General features: G+C 62.6%; 17 protein-coding genes. All 17 read left to right on the top strand.

The features are described from left to right. The first annotated feature begins 174 nt into the window (after positions 1–174). Positions 175–1,269 (top strand): ABC transporter ATP-binding protein, encoded by a 1,095-nt coding sequence (locus BAMB_RS21515; RefSeq protein WP_011659283.1) that lies wholly within the window; start codon positions 175–177, stop codon positions 1,267–1,269. 34 nt (positions 1,270–1,303) lie between these two features. Further along, complete coding sequence (locus BAMB_RS21510) at positions 1,304–2,341, top strand: polyamine ABC transporter substrate-binding protein (protein ID WP_011659282.1); 1,038 nt, start codon at positions 1,304–1,306, stop codon at positions 2,339–2,341. A gap of 17 nt (positions 2,342–2,358) precedes the next feature. Next, positions 2,359–3,621 carry an ABC transporter permease gene (locus BAMB_RS21505; RefSeq protein WP_011659281.1) on the top strand — a complete coding sequence of 421 codons (1,263 nt, stop codon included), beginning with the start codon at positions 2,359–2,361 and terminating at the stop codon, positions 3,619–3,621. 4 nt (positions 3,622–3,625) lie between these two features. Further along, entirely contained in the window at positions 3,626–4,465 is an 840-nt protein-coding gene (locus BAMB_RS21500) for an ABC transporter permease (RefSeq protein WP_011659280.1), read from the top strand. A 93-nt stretch (positions 4,466–4,558) separates the two neighbouring features. Then, the gene (locus BAMB_RS21495; RefSeq protein ID WP_011659279.1) at positions 4,559–6,262 is read left to right on the top strand and encodes a GMC family oxidoreductase; all 1,704 of its coding nucleotides are present in this window, start codon (positions 4,559–4,561) and stop codon (positions 6,260–6,262) included. 61 nt (positions 6,263–6,323) lie between these two features. Continuing rightward, positions 6,324–6,668: a DMT family transporter gene (locus BAMB_RS21490; RefSeq protein ID WP_011659278.1), complete on the top strand. Its 345-nt coding sequence runs from the start codon at positions 6,324–6,326 to the stop codon at positions 6,666–6,668. Positions 6,669–7,161: 493 nt separating this feature from the next. Next, positions 7,162–7,872 (top strand): hypothetical protein, encoded by a 711-nt coding sequence (locus BAMB_RS21485; RefSeq protein WP_011659277.1) that lies wholly within the window; start codon positions 7,162–7,164, stop codon positions 7,870–7,872. A gap of 31 nt (positions 7,873–7,903) precedes the next feature. Next, complete coding sequence (locus tag BAMB_RS21480) at positions 7,904–8,401, top strand: Lrp/AsnC family transcriptional regulator (protein WP_011659276.1); 498 nt, start codon at positions 7,904–7,906, stop codon at positions 8,399–8,401. Between the two features lie 151 nt (positions 8,402–8,552). Then, the gene (locus BAMB_RS21475; protein WP_041491675.1) at positions 8,553–9,632 is read left to right on the top strand and encodes a homoserine dehydrogenase; all 1,080 of its coding nucleotides are present in this window, start codon (positions 8,553–8,555) and stop codon (positions 9,630–9,632) included. After that, entirely contained in the window at positions 9,629–11,059 is a 1,431-nt protein-coding gene (locus BAMB_RS21470) for an aldehyde dehydrogenase family protein (protein WP_011659274.1), read from the top strand. The genes BAMB_RS21475 and BAMB_RS21470 overlap by 4 nt, the downstream gene beginning before the upstream one ends. 80 nt (positions 11,060–11,139) lie before the next feature. Further along, entirely contained in the window at positions 11,140–11,937 is a 798-nt protein-coding gene (locus tag BAMB_RS21465) for an ABC transporter ATP-binding protein (protein ID WP_011659273.1), read from the top strand. A gap of 31 nt (positions 11,938–11,968) precedes the next feature. Beyond that, positions 11,969–12,748 (top strand): transporter substrate-binding domain-containing protein, encoded by a 780-nt coding sequence (locus tag BAMB_RS21460; RefSeq protein ID WP_011659272.1) that lies wholly within the window; start codon positions 11,969–11,971, stop codon positions 12,746–12,748. A 71-nt stretch (positions 12,749–12,819) separates the two neighbouring features. Further along, positions 12,820–13,497 (top strand): ABC transporter permease, encoded by a 678-nt coding sequence (locus tag BAMB_RS21455; protein ID WP_011659271.1) that lies wholly within the window; start codon positions 12,820–12,822, stop codon positions 13,495–13,497. A 13-nt stretch (positions 13,498–13,510) separates the two neighbouring features. Beyond that, a complete protein-coding gene (locus BAMB_RS21450) occupies positions 13,511–14,206 on the top strand; it encodes an ABC transporter permease (protein WP_011659270.1) in 696 nt (231 codons plus the stop codon). A gap of 44 nt (positions 14,207–14,250) precedes the next feature. Next, complete coding sequence (locus BAMB_RS21445; RefSeq protein WP_011659269.1) at positions 14,251–15,420, top strand: trans-sulfuration enzyme family protein; 1,170 nt, start codon at positions 14,251–14,253, stop codon at positions 15,418–15,420. Positions 15,421–15,523: 103 nt separating this feature from the next. Beyond that, complete coding sequence (locus tag BAMB_RS21440) at positions 15,524–16,453, top strand: homocysteine S-methyltransferase family protein (protein ID WP_011659268.1); 930 nt, start codon at positions 15,524–15,526, stop codon at positions 16,451–16,453. Beyond that, positions 16,450–16,887, top strand: a complete 438-nt coding sequence (locus BAMB_RS21435; RefSeq protein ID WP_011659267.1) for an Lrp/AsnC family transcriptional regulator — start codon at positions 16,450–16,452, stop codon at positions 16,885–16,887. Before BAMB_RS21440 ends, BAMB_RS21435 begins: the two co-directional genes overlap by 4 nt. Positions 16,888–16,896 lie beyond the last annotated feature (9 nt).

Below are 16,896 nucleotides of genomic sequence, written 5' to 3'. Positions count from 1 at the left end.
TGTCTTGTCGAGTCGCGCGACCAGTCGAGCATTTCCACATGAAGCGCGGTGCCAAACGAACGCCGCGGCGACGAGACAGTCGTGCCGGCGCTTCGCCGGATGAATCAACGCGACACACAGCCGACGTGCGCAAGGCTACGGCGGGATGTGAATATTCTTACATTGGAGACAGCCATGCACGATCCGACCCAGGCTCTCGTGAGCTTTCGTCACGTCAAAAAAACCTACGACGGCGAGACGCTGGTCGTCAAGGATCTCAATCTTGAAATCCAAAAGGGCGAATTCCTGACTTTACTCGGCCCATCCGGCTCAGGAAAGACGACCTGTCTGATGATGCTCGCAGGATTCGAGTATCCAACCGATGGCGAGATCTGGCTCGATGGTCAATTGCTGAATCGGATCCCGCCGCATAAACGCAATATCGGGATGGTGTTCCAGAACTACGCGCTCTTTCCGCATCTAACTGTCGCGCAAAATCTGGAATACCCGCTCAAGGTTCGGAAAATGCCGCCCGCTGAACGAGACGCAAAGGTCAAGCGAGCGCTCGACATGGTCGGCATGGAGAAGCTGAGCAAACGGATGCCCAGCCAGCTGTCCGGCGGTCAGCAGCAGCGCGTTGCGCTGGCACGAGCACTCGTATTCAACCCTGGGCTCGTGCTGATGGACGAACCGCTCGGTGCGCTCGACAAACAATTGCGCGAACACATGCAGCTCGAACTGAAGGCGCTTCACGAGGAGCTCGGGCTGACTTTCGTCTACGTCACGCACGACCAGAGCGAAGCACTCACGATGTCCGATCGTGTTGCCGTGTTCGACCAGGGCGTGATTCAGCAGCTCGATACCGTGGATCGCTTGTACGAATCACCGACGAATCTCTTCGTCGCGAATTTCATCGGCGATAACAATCGGATGAGCGGCACGGTCGTAGCAAGGAACGGTGACCGTTGCCAGCTTCGGCTCGCAGATGGAACGACGGTGAACGCACTGAATGTGGCTTCCGTTGACGTCGGCAACCAGGCGACGGCGGTTATTCGACCGGAACGGCTCTCCGTCGAATCGAAGTTTACGACCCACGAGGGCAATGTCATCGACACCGAAACGCTCGACGCAATTTATTTCGGCGACCACGTCCGACTGCGTTGCCGTGGCCCGGGGCAAGCCGAGTGTTTCGTCAAGGTTCCCCTCGAACACGATTGGCGGTCGCATGTTCGTCAGGGAAACAGGATTGCGCTGTCGTTCCGTGAGGACCACCTGAAGATCTTGAGCTGACTTTCCAGTTTTTATCACTCAGTAGGAGGAGACAATGAAATCGAATTCGAAGACGATTTGCGCCGCGTTGCTCGCGTCCCTGTCGATGGCAGCTTTCGCCGATGGTCTCACGACCGTCAACTATGGTGGCGCGGCGGGGAATGCCCAAAAGGCGGCGTGGGTGGACCCGTTCGCGAAGGAAAGCGGCATAGCGACGCATGCCATCCAGTACACGGGTGACATGGCCAAGGTCAAAGCCATGGTCGAAGCCAGAAATGTCACCTGGGATGTCTTGGAGGTGGAAGCGGCGGACGTCGGTCGCGGATGCCAGGATGGTCTCTTCGAGAAACTCGATTGGCCCAGGATCGCCAACAAGAGCGACCTGATGGCCGGAGCTGCCACACCTTGCGCGGCCGGCACGTTCGTGTGGTCGACCGTGCTCGCGTACAACCCCGCGCTGACCAAGGGTGCGCCGCAAGGCTGGAAGGATTTCTGGGACGTCAAGAAATTTCCGGGAAAGCGGGGGTTGAAGAAGGAGGCACGTTATAACCTGGAGTTCGCGCTGATGGCTGACGGGGTGGCGCCGAAGGACGTCTACACGGTGCTCGGCACGTCCGCGGGTGTCGAACGCGCGTTCAAGAAGATGGACGAGCTCAAACCCTACATCCAGTGGTGGGAGGCTGGCGCGCAGCCGCCACAATTCCTGATTGCGGGTGACGTCGCGATGTCGACCGCATATAACGGTCGCATCGACGCGGCAGTGCGTGAAGGAAACAAGAATCTCGGTATAGCGTGGGATCAGAGTATTTACGAACTCGATTTCTTCGTCATTCCGAAGGGATCGAAGAACAAGGAAGCGGCCGAAAAATACATCTCGTATGTGCTCAAGCCCCAGGCACAAGTCGCGTTCGCGCAGAAGATTCCGTATGGTCCGACCAACAAGGCAGCGCTGAAAATGCTCGATGCGGCAACACAGGCAGCGCTTCCCAATTCAGCGAAGAATGGCAAAACCGCCATTCCCAACAGTGTCGAGTTCTGGACGGACCACGGCGACGCACTGGAGCAGCGCTTTACGGCTTGGGCCGCGAAGTAACGACCGGGGGAAGAAGCATGAGCACCATAACTTCTCGGCAACAGAGCTGGCATACACGCCAGCTCAAGCGGTCGCTGCGAGCCGTTCAGTTTCGAAAGGAGATCGTGGCGTTAGGACTGGTGGCGCCCCTCGTTCTGTTCATCCTGCTTGTGTTCGTGATGCCGGTCGCATCGATGATTTCTCGATCGATCCAAAGTCCCGAGGTGGTCGATGCATTGCCGAAGACGACCTCCGCATTGCGCCACTGGGATGGCAAGTCCTCCGTTCCTGCCGAGGCTTACCGTGCGCTGGTGCTCGACGTGGAGAGCAACGGTGGCGACAACGATACCGGTACCGCGGCCGGTCGGCTGAACGGGCTGAAGGATGGATTCCGGTCGTTGTTTTACAAGACGACCAGTGCGCTTCCTTTCACCGACAACGATGTGGCGATTTCCGCGCAGGATATGCAAAAGCGGCTGATCGAAGTGGACCCGCGCTGGGCCGATACGAGCTACTGGCAGGCGATCGCAAGCGTATCGTCCCGTTACACGAGCCAGTATCTCCTTGCCACGATCGACTATCGTGAGGGCGCGGACGGCCGCATCGTGTCGGTCGAGAACGGCGCGTCCGCATACCGCGCGGTGTTCATGCGGACCTTCGTGATCAGCGGGCTTGTGACGCTTGCGGCGCTGGTGCTGGGTTATCCGCTTGCCTACTGGATCTCGATTCTGCCGGCTCGAAAGGCGAATCTCGTCATGATCCTGGTACTTCTGCCGTTCTGGACGTCGATTCTCGTGCGGATCTCGGCGTGGATCGTCATTCTCCAGGGGGCGGGCCTCGTCAACAAGGCGTTAATGGCGCTGCAGGTGATTTCGACGCCCCTGTCGCTCCTGTTCAACCGGACGGGGGTGTTGATCGCGATGACGCACATCTTGCTGCCGTTCATGATCCTGCCACTCTACAGCGTGATGAAGTCGATTCCTTCGAGTTACACGAAAGCGGCAATTTCCCTCGGCAGTCATCCTTTCGGGGCATTCTGGAAAGTCTATGTGCCGCAGACGCTTCCCGGTGTCTGCGCGGGCGGGTTGCTGGTATTCATTACCTCGCTGGGCTACTACATCACCCCGGCGCTGCTCGGTGGCGCCGGCGACCAGATGGTCAGTTACTACATCGCTTATTTCACCAACGTGGCCCTGAACTGGGGGATGGCCTGCGCGCTCGGTGCGGTCCTTCTCCTGGTGACGCTGGTGCTCTTCGCGCTCTATCGAAGGATCGTCGGTTCGGAAATCAAGGTGGCCTAGCATCATGAAAACTCACGTGCCGCGTTTCGCACCCTACATGTCGACGCCGGAAATCGTATGGCATTACGCACTGCGATCGGCAAACGTCGTGGTGCTACTGTTCTTGATTTTGCCGATCCTGGCGATCATTCCGCTTTCGTTCAACGAGAACTCATTTCTCGTCTATCCGATACACGGATTCTCGTTCAGGTGGTATCACAATCTGTTCACGTCCACGGACTGGGCGCGCGCCGGCGCAAACAGTTTCATCGTGACGCCGATCGCGACGATCGTTGCGACCGTCCTGGGAACGCTGGCGGCATTGGGATTGAACAAGGCGTCGTTCAGGGGCAAGGGTTTGCTGGTCGCGATCCTGATCTCGCCGATGATCGTCCCGGTCATCGTCACCGGTGTCGGGATGTACCTGCTGTTTGCACGATGGGGACTGGCTGGAACGTATACCGGCCTGATATTCGGGCATACGGTGATCGCCGCGCCGTTCGTCGTGATCACGGTCAATGCGACGCTTGCCGGCTTCAACCAGAACTATGTGCGAGCGAGCCTGAGCCTGGGGGCATCGCCGGTGCGAACATTCTTTGCCGTTACGTTGCCGATCATTGCGCCAGGGGTGATTTCCGGTGCGCTGTTTGCGTTCGCTACATCGCTGGACGACGTCGTGATCACGATGTTCATCGCCGGTCCGACGCAGGGAACGCTTCCGCTTCAGATGTTCATCGGGATTCGCGAAAACATTACGCCCACGGTCGCTGCGCTCGCGTCCATTTTCATCGTCTTCTCAAGTCTGCTGCTGATCACCATGGAATGGCTGCGTTCCCGATCCGTCGCGAGGCAGGCGTCGACCTGACGTCGTCTGCACTGGCGATGATCGGATCTGCCTTGGTAGAGGCAAATGTCCGGAACGACGCGCAGACGTTATGCACACAATCCAGGAGGCAAGATGTCGGCAGGAGAGATCAACGAAGCCCGGGCGACGCGGTCGGTTGGCGAGTTCGACTATATCGTGGTCGGAGCGGGTACGGCTGGCTGCGCGGTCGCGAATCGCTTGAGCGAGGACGACGACGTATCCGTGCTGCTGATCGAGGCGGGTGGGAAGGATAACTACCACTGGATTCACATTCCGGTGGGGTACCTCTATTGCATCGGAAACCCACGGACCGACTGGCGTTACAAAACCCGTGACGAGGCGGGACTGAACGGCAGGGCGCTGTCCTATCCGAGAGGCCGGGTTCTGGGTGGATGCTCGTCGATCAACGGCATGATCTATATGCGAGGTCAGCGTGAGGATTACGACGAATGGGCGCGAGTGACGGGCGATTCGTCCTGGCAATGGGACTCGGTGCTCGAAACGTTCAAGAAGAGCGAGGACTATCACGGCGGTGCAAGTGATGTTCATGGTGCCGGCGGCCCGTGGCGCGTAGAAAAGCAGCGGCTGAAATGGGACATTCTCGAAACGTTCGCGCAAGCCGCCGAACAGACCGGCATACCCGCAACGGACGATTTCAATCGAGGCGACAACACCGGCGTCGGATATTTCGACGTCAATCAGAAGCACGGCATTCGCTGGAATGCGTCGAAAGGTTATCTTCGGCCAGTATCGAAGCGGGGGAACCTGACGATTCTGACGAACGCGCAGACCCGTCGACTCCTGTTCGACAACAAGCGCTGCGCCGGAATCGAGTTTCGTCTCGGCGACGAACCGCGCATTGCCAAGGCAAAGCGTGAAGTGATCCTGTGTGCCGGCGCCGTCAATTCTCCGCAATTGCTCGAATTGTCGGGAATCGGGAGTGCCGAGCGTCTGGCGAAGCTCGGAATCGAGGTGGTGCAAGATCTGTGCGGTGTCGGCGAGAATCTGCAGGATCATCTGCAATTGCGCATGGCCTTCAAGGTAGAAGGTGTGCGGACCCTGAACACACTCAGTGCTTACTGGTGGGGCAAACTGATGATCGGCCTCGAATATGGGCTGTTCAGAAGCGGGCCGATGGCGATGGCGCCGTCGCAGCTCGGCGTGTTTGCGAAGTCGGACCCGAACGATAAGACGCTGACGCGCCCCGACGTTCAGTACCACGTGCAGCCGCTGTCGCTCGAACGGTTCGGCGAACCGCTGCATCCGTTCGACGCATTTACAGCGTCCGTTTGTCAATTGCGACCGTCGTCGCGCGGTAGCGTGCACATCACGTCCAATGATCCGCTGATCGCGCCGAGTATTGCGCCCAACTATCTGTCCACGGAGGAAGACCGCCACGTCGCGGCCAACGCGCTGCGGCTGACGCGGCGCATTGTTGCGGCACCCGCGCTCGAGCGGTTTCACCCGCAGGAAATATTGCCCGGCATTCAATTCCAGACTGAGGAGGAGTTGCAGTATGCGGCCGGCAACGTCGGAACAACCATCTTTCATCCGGTTGGAACCTGCCGGATGGGTAGGGCGGACGATCCGGGCTCGGTCGTCGATTCCAGGCTTCGCGTGCGTGGCGTGAGCGGCTTGCGGGTTGTCGATGCGTCGGTCATGCCGACGATCACATCCGGCAACACTAATTCGCCGACGCTGATGATCGCGGAGCGCGCTAGCGAGATGATTCGTGCAGATCGAAAGCGGGAAGGCCGGTTGGCGGAGACAATTCGCGGCGGAGTATTGTCGACATGAAGAATAGGTGGAAATACTTTGATACCCTCTGTCGACCACATCCAACCTGAAGGTGAGACCCATGTTTGTCGCCTCCAGTCCGCTTGTTGCCTGGTCGATCGTTGTGGCTTCCGGTGTATTGGAAGTCGTCTTCTCCGTGACGATGAAGCTCTCCGACAGCTACACAAAAGTACTGCCCGGCGGGATATCGATCGTGGCAGCCGTACTGAGCGTGTGGCTAATGAGTCTCACATTGACAGTCCTCCCGCTGGGAGACGCTTACGCTGTCTGGGCAGGAATTGGTGCAGCGGGAACGGCGTTGGTCGGCATCGTCTGGTTTCATGAGCCCGCCGTCCTCGGGCGGCTGGTCTGCATGGCTCTCGTCGTCGTGGGCATCGTGGGTTTGCAACTGCAGGAAGGCGTCTAGCTCGGCGCATCGACGTAGATCAACGGAATAACGCGTCAATTCATTGCCGATACGCGTGTTCGATGGATCGCCTGCGGTGGGTTCGAGTCATCGGCCCCCTGGGCGCGCCCGTCTCCTTCATGATCGCGGGCTCCGTCGGCGATTCGATGTTCAAGCGATCACCGTGCTCGTCGGGGTGGCGTCGTGGTGTGAACCCCCGTGGCCGATAGCAGATTCGCCTCGAGACATCGAGCATCCGCGGAGCGTGTTGGCCTGTAACCGCGATGCTGTCGTCTTCCCGCCCGCACCCGTCACCGGACCTGCCGGGAACCTGGATGGATGCAAAACATCCAGGCGTCTGATTTTTTCGACGATTTACGTCGAAATGCCTGGCTGTTGAGATTTTTTTGGTCGCATCCGCGCGATATTATTTCTTCAACCGCCAACATCGTCAGTCGATCCACGAAGCGCGCCAGGATCCCTACGACGCGCCCCGCAAGCACGAGAGAGTTGTATGCCGGACATGCCAATCGCCATCGTTGAACACGCCCGCAGGCGAACCGCTCAAGTCCGGGCCGGCGACGTCCCCGCCGCCTTGCAGGATGGTCCCAAGTGGGTGTGCAGGATCGTCCCGGACAGGATCGTCCCGGACAGGATCGTCCCGGATCACGCACAGAGGTCCCACGCAGGGCACCGATCCGCTGCAAGCGCGGCTGAAATGCTCGGCCGACTGAAGCCTGCGAACGTCGTGTTGACGGACCCGGTCCCGAGCGCCGGCGGCTGGCTGGCGCGCTCTTCGTCCGACGGGGGCGGCCGGTGTCGTGCCTATGCGCATCTCGGCGCGGACCGGACCCTCGAGATGGTCGGAATGCCGGGCGTCGGCCCCTGGCTCGACGAGCACGACACCTGGTGGCCCGGCGCGTACGAACTGCCGCTGCTCGAGCAATTGTCCGCGCACGAGTCGCCCCTGCGCGACATGCTTGGCGCGACTGCCCGCGCCCATCTGCTGATGAGCCTGACCGAAGTCGACGGGACCGCACTCGTGACCGAATCGGACGATGGCATCGAGCGTCCGTTCCGTATTCCTGCGGGTGTGGATACGATCCATTTCGCACCCGTGTGTATCTGCGGGCCGGTCGCGCAGTGGCGCGAAACGCTCGTCACCGCGTTCGACCGTGTCCGGCATCTGGTCGGGCTCAGATCGGCCCGGCCTTTCTATCTTTGACGCAAGCACCCGTTCTCCGGCAGACCACGCCATGACCGACGCACTCGACTCCTTCGACCGCAAGATCCTGAATATCGTCCAGCGCGACTGCACCGCGACTGCGGATGCCATTGCCGAACGGATCGGTCTGTCCACGTCGGCCGTGCAAAAGCGGCTGAAGCGCATGCGCACCGAAAAGATCATTTCGGCGGAAATCGCGGTGGTCGATCGCGCGGCGGTCGGCAGGCCGATGACGTTCATTGCGGCAATCGAGATCGAACGCGAAAACTACGAGACGGTCGCCAGGTTCCGCGAATGGTCGAAGGCGCATGACGAAATCCAGCAGATCTACTACGTGACCGGCTCCGTCGACCTGATCGCGATCATCACCGCACACGACGTCGAGGCGTACGACCGGCTGTCCGCGCGGATCATGCAGAGCAACCCGATGATCCGCCGGATCAACACGAACGTCGTGCTGAGCGCGGTCAAGGTCGGACTGTTCGTGCCGGTCGACAAGGACGGCGACGACGAACCGCCGACCACCTGACGTACTTGTCTCGCGCGGGAACTGGCGATCCGCCCGTCCCGCATGACAAACCGCAACGGGTGACTACCTGAATCGGGCGAAACGACTAATTTGAAAATCGATTCGCATGACTAACCTGTGCCATGTAGTCAATGAACAGGAGATGATCAAGATGGAACTCAAACTGGCACTGGTCGGTTTCGGCGGAGTCAATCAGGGACTGGTGGAACTGCTCAAAAAGAAGCGTGCGATGCTGGGTGCGGCGGGACTCGACGTATCGGTGACGGTGGTCGCCGACCTGCGGCTCGGGATCGCGACGAATCCTCGCGGCATTGCGCTGGACGTCCTCGACGAAACCGCGCGGCGGGGCGTCGACGCGGAAGCGCTACGTCGCGATCCCGGCACGCTGGTGTCGCCGGACGTCGGCCTCGGTGCGGTGCTGAAGGCCATCGCGTCGGAACACGTGGATGTCGTCATCGAGGCGACCTTCACTGATCCGAACACCGGTGAGCCTGCGCTGTCGCATTGCCGTACCGCGCTCGAATGCGGCAAGCACGTGATCACGACCAACAAGGGGCCGATCGCGCTCGCGCAGCCGGCGCTGGCGCGGATCGCCGCGCAATCGGGTGCTTGCGTGATGTACGAGGGCACGGTGATGAGCGGCACGCCGGTGCTGCGGCAACTCGCGACCTCGCTGCGCGGCTGCGACATCAACGGCTTCGCCGGCATCCTGAACGGCACGTCGAATTACGTGCTCGGTGAGGTCGAGGCCGGCGCGAGCTTCGATGCGGCGATCCGGGATGCGCAGCAGCGCGGCTATGCGGAGGCGAACCCGGCGGCCGACGTCAACGGTTCGGACGTACAGCTGAAAGTCGTCATTCTGGCGAACGCGCTGTGGAATGCCGGCCTCAAGCGGGGCGATGTGACGTGCCGCGGCATCGTCGAACTGACCGAGCACGACGTGCGCGCAGCGGCGGCGGAGCGCATGTCCTGGCGGCTGATCGGTTCTGCCGTCCGCCATCCGGACGGCACCGTCACCGCGAGCGTCGAACCGCGCAAGCTGCCTGCCGGGCATCCGTTGCTTGCCGCGAGCGGCGTGACGAACGCGATCACGTTCGACACCGACGTGCTCGGCGGGGTGACGATCAGCGGGCCCGGTGCGGGGCGCGAGGAAACGGCGTTTGCGATCCTCTCCGATCTGATCGAACTCGCCGACAGGATTGGTGCAGCCTCGCACGAGGTGGCCGCATGAGCGCGCGCGATGCGGTGATGACCGACTGCACGGGAGCCGGCGTAGCCGAGGTTCGGTCGCCCTATGACGGCTCGATCGTCGGCCAGGTCCGTCTGTCGCGTGCCGACGCGGCGCCGGCCCTCGTCGAGCGCGCGCTCGATGGCGCGCGTGCAGCCGCAGCCATGCCACGTAGCCAGCGCGCCGACATCCTGTTTCGCGCGGCCGCGAGCGTGGAGGCACAAGCGGAGACATTTGCACGCACGATCGCGCTCGAAGCGGGCAAGCCGCTGCGGCAGGCCCGCAAGGAAGTCGCGCGCTGCGTGAACACGCTGCGCCTGTCGGGCGAGGAAGCGAAACGACTCACCGGCGAGACGATCCCGTTCGACGGGTATCCCGGCTCCGAGGATCGCAGCGGCTATTACACGCTGGAACCGCTGGGCGTAATTCTCGCGATCACACCGTTCAACGACCCGCTGAACCTCGTTGCACACAAGCTTGGACCTGCGATTGCGACCGGCAACGCGGTCATCCTGAAGCCCTCGTTGCTCGCGCCGCTGTCCGCACAGGCGCTCGTCGAGGTGCTGTGGGAAGCCGGTGCGCCGCGCGACGCGCTGCAGGTTGTGCACGGCGGCGCGGAGATCGCATCCGCTCTGGTGCGCGACCGGCGGATCCGGATGGTGACCTTCACGGGCGGCCCGCAGACCGGCGAAGCCATCACACGCGATGCCGGCCTCAAGAAGATCGCGATGGACCTGGGCGGAAATGCGCCCGTGATCGTCATGGCCGACTGCGACCTGAAGGATGCCGCCGAATCGTGCGTGTCGGGCGCATTCTGGGCCGCAGGACAGAACTGCATCGGCACGCAGCGAATCTTCGTCGCCGAAGCCGCGTACGAGCCGTTCGTCCGGTATTTCGTCGAACTGACCGGCAGGATGGTCGTCGGCGATCCGCTGGACGACGCGACCGACATGGGGCCGATGATCGGCGAGGAACAGGCGATCCGTATCGAACGCTGGGTCGACGAAGCCGTGTCGTGTGGCGCGACAGTGCTGACCGGCCATCGGCGGCGCGGGGCACTGTACGAACCGACGGTGCTCGCGGACGTGCCGCACGACGCGCGCGTATGGACCGACGAGGTATTCGCGCCGGTCGTGACGATCGAGAAATTCGCCGACCTGCAGCAGGCGTTCGACGCGGCCAACGCGTCGGAGAGCTGCCTGCATGCAGGCGTGTTCACCGGCAGCCTGGAGGTGGCGCTCGGCGCGGCCGAGCGCCTGCAGGCGGGCGGCGTGATGATCAACGATTCGTCCGATTACCGCTTCGACGGCATGCCGTTCGGCGGATTCAAGCATGGGTCGCTGGGCCGCGAAGGCGTTCGGTTCGCGATGACGGAAATGACGCAGCCGAAGGTGGTCTGCTTCAGGCGCAACCGGTGGCTGTCGAGCTGATGCGCAAGCGCGGGCCCCTCGCGGGCCGGCGCGGCGCGAACCGGAGCGGTGTGAGCAACGTATCGAAGAAGGAGTCGAGGATGCCAGCAGCAATTCCTGCATGCAAACCGGCGGCTGACGCGCTGGTGGTCGAGGATATTCACAAGTCGTTTGGCGGTGTCGAGGTGCTGAAGGGCATCTCGTTGACCGCGAGGAATCACGAGGTTGTGTCGATCCTCGGCAGCAGCGGGTCGGGCAAAAGTACGTTCCTCAGGTGCATCAACTTGCTGGAAATGCCCGACCGTGGCCGGATCTGCGTGAATGGCGAAACGCTCGCGCTGAAACAGGCGGGCCGCGACGGCGCGCTCGTCGCGGCCGACGCGCGGCAGGTGATGCGCGTGCGCCGCAAGCTCGCGATGGTGTTCCAGCAGTTCAATCTCTGGGCACACATGACCGTGCTGCAGAACGTGATGTTCGTGCCGGTGCGCGTGCTCGGCGTGCCGAAGCGCGACGCCCGCGACAAGGCGATTGCGATGCTCGAACGCGTCGGGCTCGCCGGCAAGTGCGAACACTATCCGAACCAGCTGTCGGGCGGCCAGCAGCAGCGCGTTGCGATTGCACGAGCGCTCGCGACCGACCCCGACGTGATGCTGTTCGACGAGCCGACGTCGGCACTCGATCCGGAGCTCGTCGGCGAAGTATTGAAAGTGATGCGCTCGCTGGCCGACGAGGGACGCACGATGCTCGTCGTCACACACGAGATGGGGTTTGCGCGCGAAGTCGCGAACCGCGTCGTGTTCGTCCACCAGGGACGAATCGAGGAAGACGGCAGTCCCGATGAGGTGTTCGCGAGCCAGAAATCACCGCGTTTCCAGAAGTTTCTGTCCAGCATCATTTGATGCGGATTCAATGCCAACCGGAGAGGACATCATGAAGAAGCTGCTTCAGTCGCTGTGCGTGGGCGCGGCATTGCTCGGATCGGTCGCGCATGCCGAGCAGGTCGTGCGGGTCGGCACGCTCGCCGATTACGCGCCGTTCGAATACAAGGATGCATCAGGCAAGCTGCAGGGCATGGAGATCGATATCGGCAAGAAGATGTGCGACACGATGAAGGTCAAGTGCCAGTGGGTGACGATGGATTTCGACGCGCTGATTCCGGCACTCAAGGCGAAGCAGATCGATGCGGTGCTCGCGCAAATGTCGAAGACGCCGGAGCGTGAGCAGTCGGTGGACTTCACGCGCATCTTCACGACGGCGCCCGTGCAGTTCGTCGCGAAGCAGGGCTCGGGCGTCACGGACAACGCCGCCACGCTGCGCGGCAAGACGATCGGCGTTCAGACGGCGTCGACGCACGAATCCTATCTGCGCCGCCGCCTGCCGGCGAGCAAGTCGGGGATCAACGTGAAGGTCTATCAGACGCTCGACGAAGCCTGGCTCGATCTCGAGGCCGGACGCGTCGATGCGGTGTTTGCCGACAACACGGTCGCGTACGACTGGCTGACGAAGGCCGGCAGGAAGGAAGGCTTCGACTTCGTCGGCAAGCCGATCGCCGATGCGGAGATCTTCGGCGACGGTACGGCGATCGCGGTACGCAAGGGCGACGCGCCGCTGAAGGCGCTGTTCGACAAAGGCATCGCGCAGGTGCAGGCGGATGGCACGTTCGCCGCAGCCAACAAGCGCTATTTCCCGTTCAGCATCGCGCCGCAATAACTGCGCATCGGTACCGCGCGGGCGCCGGACGGCGGCCTGCGCGAATCGGGCTCACAAGGAGCGATATTACGATGGACATCTTGGTGAACTACGGCGCGCAGATCGCGGCTGGCGCGCTCGTCACGCTGGAGCTTGCAGTCGCCGCGCTGTGCGTCGGCATGCTGCTCGGCATCGCCGGTGCATCGGCAAAACTGTCGAGCCTGGGGTGGCTCAGACATGCGACCTATGCGTTGACCAATTTCCTGCGCGGCATTCCCGAGTTCCTGATCCTGTTGATCTGCTACTTCGGGCTGTCGCATCTGCTCAACGCGCAATTCGATGGCGCCTTTGTCATCAGCCCGTTCTCCGCCGGCGTGATCGCGCTCGCCGTGGTGTTCGGCGCCTACTCCTCGGAGATGTTCCGCGGCGCGTTCATCGCGGTGCCGGCCGGACAGATCGAGGCCGCGCGCGCGTACGGGATGACACGCCTGCAGACACTGTGGCACGTGCGCCTGCCGCAGGCGTGGCGCATCTGCCTGCCGAGCCTGAACAACATGTGGCAGAACTTGCTGAAGGACACGTCGCTGGTGTCGATCGTCGGGCTCGAGGACATGCTGCGCAAGGCCAATATCGCCGCGCAGTTCACCAAGCAGCCATTCGTCTTCTACGTGACGGTCGGCATCGTCTATTTCGGATTTCTCGTTGTATCCAACCCCGTGTTCGCATGGCTCGAGCGCATCGCGGGCCGCGGTTACGCAAAACGCATCTGACGGGGGCTACGTGATGAACGACTTTCTTTCCCTCATCGTGCAGTCCGGCCCGGACGTCGCGCGCGGCATATGGATCACGCTCGAACTGCTGGTGCTGTCATGCACGCTCGCGTTCGCGCTCGCGGTGCCGCTGGCTGTCGCGCGCACGTCGGCATGCCGGTGGCTGTCGACACCGACCCGCCTGTTCATGTCGGTGTTTCGCGGCACGCCGCTGCTGGTGCAGATTTTCGTGCTGTATTACGGGCTCGCGCAGTTCTCGATCGTGCGCGCGTCGCCTCTGTGGCTGCTGGTCGGCGGATCGTTCTCGTGTGCGTTGTGCGCGCTGACGCTCAATCTCGCGGCGTACATGGCTGAAGACATCCGCGGCGGGATCGCCGGCGTTCCCGCCGGCGAGAAGGAGGCCGCGCTCGCGTTCGGGATGAGCCGCTTCATGCTCACCTGGTTCGTGATCGTGCCGCGCGCGATCGGCATCGTCGCACCGACGCTCGGCAATGAGATCGTGCTGCAACTGAAGTCGACCGCGCTTGCCAGCACGATCACCGTGCTCGACCTGACCGGTGTCGCGCGACGCATCTCGATCGAAACCTATACGACCGACGCGCTGATGCTGGCCGGCATCGTGTACGTCGGTATCACGGCTGTGCTTTCGACCGTGCTCAAGCGCGTCGAAGGTTTGCTGAATCGCCATCTGGGCAGCGTGCGTGCTTGACGGGCGCCGCATGAACGCGACACAACGAACGATCCGAGGACGACATGGGATACAAGCTTGAAACGCTGGCGCTCGCTGCGGACCGCGACGTGACCGACGAGAAGTCGGTCGCGCCGGCGATCCACTATTCGGCGGTATTCAAGGCAGCCGGCAGCGAGGAATTCGCGGAGATGTCGAGCGTGGCGCAGCATCCGCGCAACTACACCCGCTACGGCAATCCGGTTCACGAGCGCGTGAAGGCGATCATGGCGGAGCTCGAGGGCACCGAGACCGCGCTCGTTACGGCATCCGGAATGGGCGCGATCGCAACCGCGATCCTCAGTGTCGTGAAGGCCGGCGATCACGTCGTCGGCCAGACCCGTCATTACATGAGCACCACGAAGATGCTCGACGACATGCTGCGCCGGTTCGGCGTCGAGGTGACGTTCGTCGATCAGACCGACGTGGCCGCGTTCGATCGCGCGATCCGGCCGAACACACGGCTGATCGTACTCGAGTCGCCGGTCAATCCGCTGCTGCTCGTGACCGACATCGGGGCGGTGACTGAAATCGCAAGAGCCCGCGGCATCCTGACGCTCGCGGACAACACGTTCGCGTCGCCGGTCAACCAGCAGCCGCACCGGCTCGGTGTCGACATCGTCGTGCATAGCGCGACCAAGTATCTCGGCGGCCATCATGACCTGACGGGCGGCGTGATCTGCACGAGCCGCGTACTCGCCGAGCAGATCTGGCATACGCACATCACGCTTGGCTCGGTGCTGTCGCCGATGGACGCGTGGCTGCTGCTGCGAGGGCTGCGCACGCTGCCGATGCGCGTCGAGCGGATCAATGCGAACGCTCAGGCGCTCGCCGAATTCCTCGAAGCTCACGCGAAGATCGAGCGCGTGTTCTATCCGGGCCTGCGCAGCCATCCCCAGCATGGGCTCGCATGCCGGCAGATGCGCGGTTTCGGCGGCGTGGTGGCGTTCGGCGTGCGCGGAGGCTACGGCGAAGCGCAACGCTTTGTCGAGGCGCTGCGCTTGCCGATGAATGCAGGCAATCTCGGCGGCGTCGATTCGCTCGCGATCCACACGGCGTCCATGTGGGCAGGCACGATGTCGGCGGAGCAAATGCGAGCAGCCGACATTCCGCTCAATTTCATCCGCTATTCGGTCGGCATCGAGCACATCGACGATCTGAAATGCGATATCGCGCAGGCGCTGGAGCAGATCTGACTCGGATCGGCGCTTACGTATCGATGGATGCCGTGTGCGTTGCGCCGACCTTTGAATCGATTCGGGCACTTGATGCACGGATTGCAACCATGGAGCACGGACTATGCATGACATCACAGTACTCGACGGCGGCATGGGGCGCGAACTGGCGCGGATCGGAGCGCCGTTCAGGCAGCCGGAGTGGTCGGCGCTCGCGCTGATGGAAGCGCCGCATTACGTCGGTCTCGCACACGACGCGTTCGTTGCGGCGGGCGCCGATGTGATCACCGCGAACAGCTATGCGGTCGTACCGTTCCATATCGGCGAGGAGCGGTTCCGTCGTGACGGCGTCGCGCTCGCGTCCCTTGCCGGGCAACTCGCGCGGCAAGCGGCGGACCGTGCGGGGCGGCCCGTGCGCGTCGCCGGATCGCTTCCGCCGACGGGCGGCTCCTACCGACCCGACCTGTTCGATGCGGCGCGCGCCGATGCCATCTTGGCGACACTCGTCGATGGGCTCGATTCCTACGTCGACTTGTGGCTGGCCGAGACGCAGAGCCTGACCGACGAAATCGGCGCGGTCAGGCGAGCGCTCGGTGACAATCCGAAACCGCTGTGGGTCTCGTTCACGCTGCGCGACGACGTCGAGCCAGGCGCCACACCGGTACTGCGATCGGGGCAGCCGCTCAACGAAGCGATCGACGCTGCCGTGTCCGCGGGCGCAACTGCGCTGCTGTTCAACTGCAGCCAGCCGGAGTCGATGGGTGCGGCGATCGAGATGGTGCAGCGCACGCTCGCGCAAATGGGAACGCCGCTCGCGGTCGGCGCCTATGCGAACGCGTTTCCGCCTCAGCGCGCCGATGCGCGCGCTAACGAGGAACTCCACGGTTTGCGTGGCGACATCGATCCACCCGGCTATGCAAGATGGGCGGAGCAGTGGCTTGCGCTGGGCGCGCAGATCGTCGGTGGGTGCTGCGGAATCGGTCCCGGCCACATCGCGGCATTGCGCGACGCGGTCGATGCACGCGGCGCCCTGCACCCCGGGTTTGGGGAATGAAGATCGACAGCCTGGACCAGAAGATCATCGACGCGTTGTCCGCGGATGCGCGGGTTCCGCTCGCGGTGCTGGCCGACAGGATCGGTCTGTCCAGGCAGGCGGTTCGAAACCGGATCGACCGGCTCGAAGCGCTGAACATCATTGCAGGCTATACGGTGCGACTCGCATTGCCCGACGATGTCGTGCCGGTGCGCGCCGTCATGCTCGTTTACCGCAAGGACCGGATGCGGGGCGCGGACGTGCTTGCCGCACTGGAGCGGATCGCCGAGGTGCGCGATTGCGCGGTGCTCAGCGGCGAGGTCGATTTGCTGGTGCAGATAGAGGCGCCCACGCACGAGCGCATCAGCGATATCTGGGCGACGATCAGTGCGATGGACGGTGTGCAAAATATGACGACCAGCTTCGTGCTTGATTCAATCGTTCACAAGCGGTGAATCAACCGG

The organism is Burkholderia ambifaria AMMD, assembly GCF_000203915.1.
GTDB classification, from domain to species: domain Bacteria; phylum Pseudomonadota; class Gammaproteobacteria; order Burkholderiales; family Burkholderiaceae; genus Burkholderia; species Burkholderia ambifaria.
This window is presented reverse-complemented; position numbering and strand designations above follow the sequence as displayed.

Excerpts from the sequence above, each read along its gene's own strand:
- BAMB_RS21515 (WP_011659283.1), top strand. The coding sequence starts at position 175 with ATGCACGATCCGACCCAGGCTCTCGTGAGCTTTCGTCACGTCAAAAAA.
- BAMB_RS21510 (WP_011659282.1), top strand. The coding sequence starts at position 1,304 with ATGAAATCGAATTCGAAGACGATTTGCGCCGCGTTGCTCGCGTCCCTG.
- BAMB_RS21505 (WP_011659281.1), top strand. The coding sequence starts at position 2,359 with ATGAGCACCATAACTTCTCGGCAACAGAGCTGGCATACACGCCAGCTC.
- BAMB_RS21500 (WP_011659280.1), top strand. The coding sequence starts at position 3,626 with ATGAAAACTCACGTGCCGCGTTTCGCACCCTACATGTCGACGCCGGAA.
- BAMB_RS21495 (WP_011659279.1), top strand. The coding sequence starts at position 4,559 with ATGTCGGCAGGAGAGATCAACGAAGCCCGGGCGACGCGGTCGGTTGGC.
- BAMB_RS21490 (WP_011659278.1), top strand. The coding sequence starts at position 6,324 with ATGTTTGTCGCCTCCAGTCCGCTTGTTGCCTGGTCGATCGTTGTGGCT.
- BAMB_RS21485 (WP_011659277.1), top strand. The coding sequence starts at position 7,162 with ATGCCGGACATGCCAATCGCCATCGTTGAACACGCCCGCAGGCGAACC.
- BAMB_RS21480 (WP_011659276.1), top strand. The coding sequence starts at position 7,904 with ATGACCGACGCACTCGACTCCTTCGACCGCAAGATCCTGAATATCGTC.
- BAMB_RS21475 (WP_041491675.1), top strand. The coding sequence starts at position 8,553 with ATGGAACTCAAACTGGCACTGGTCGGTTTCGGCGGAGTCAATCAGGGA.
- BAMB_RS21470 (WP_011659274.1), top strand. The coding sequence starts at position 9,629 with ATGAGCGCGCGCGATGCGGTGATGACCGACTGCACGGGAGCCGGCGTA.
- BAMB_RS21465 (WP_011659273.1), top strand. The coding sequence starts at position 11,140 with ATGCCAGCAGCAATTCCTGCATGCAAACCGGCGGCTGACGCGCTGGTG.
- BAMB_RS21460 (WP_011659272.1), top strand. The coding sequence starts at position 11,969 with ATGAAGAAGCTGCTTCAGTCGCTGTGCGTGGGCGCGGCATTGCTCGGA.
- BAMB_RS21455 (WP_011659271.1), top strand. The coding sequence starts at position 12,820 with ATGGACATCTTGGTGAACTACGGCGCGCAGATCGCGGCTGGCGCGCTC.
- BAMB_RS21450 (WP_011659270.1), top strand. The coding sequence starts at position 13,511 with ATGAACGACTTTCTTTCCCTCATCGTGCAGTCCGGCCCGGACGTCGCG.
- BAMB_RS21445 (WP_011659269.1), top strand. The coding sequence starts at position 14,251 with ATGGGATACAAGCTTGAAACGCTGGCGCTCGCTGCGGACCGCGACGTG.
- BAMB_RS21440 (WP_011659268.1), top strand. The coding sequence starts at position 15,524 with ATGCATGACATCACAGTACTCGACGGCGGCATGGGGCGCGAACTGGCG.
- BAMB_RS21435 (WP_011659267.1), top strand. The coding sequence starts at position 16,450 with ATGAAGATCGACAGCCTGGACCAGAAGATCATCGACGCGTTGTCCGCG.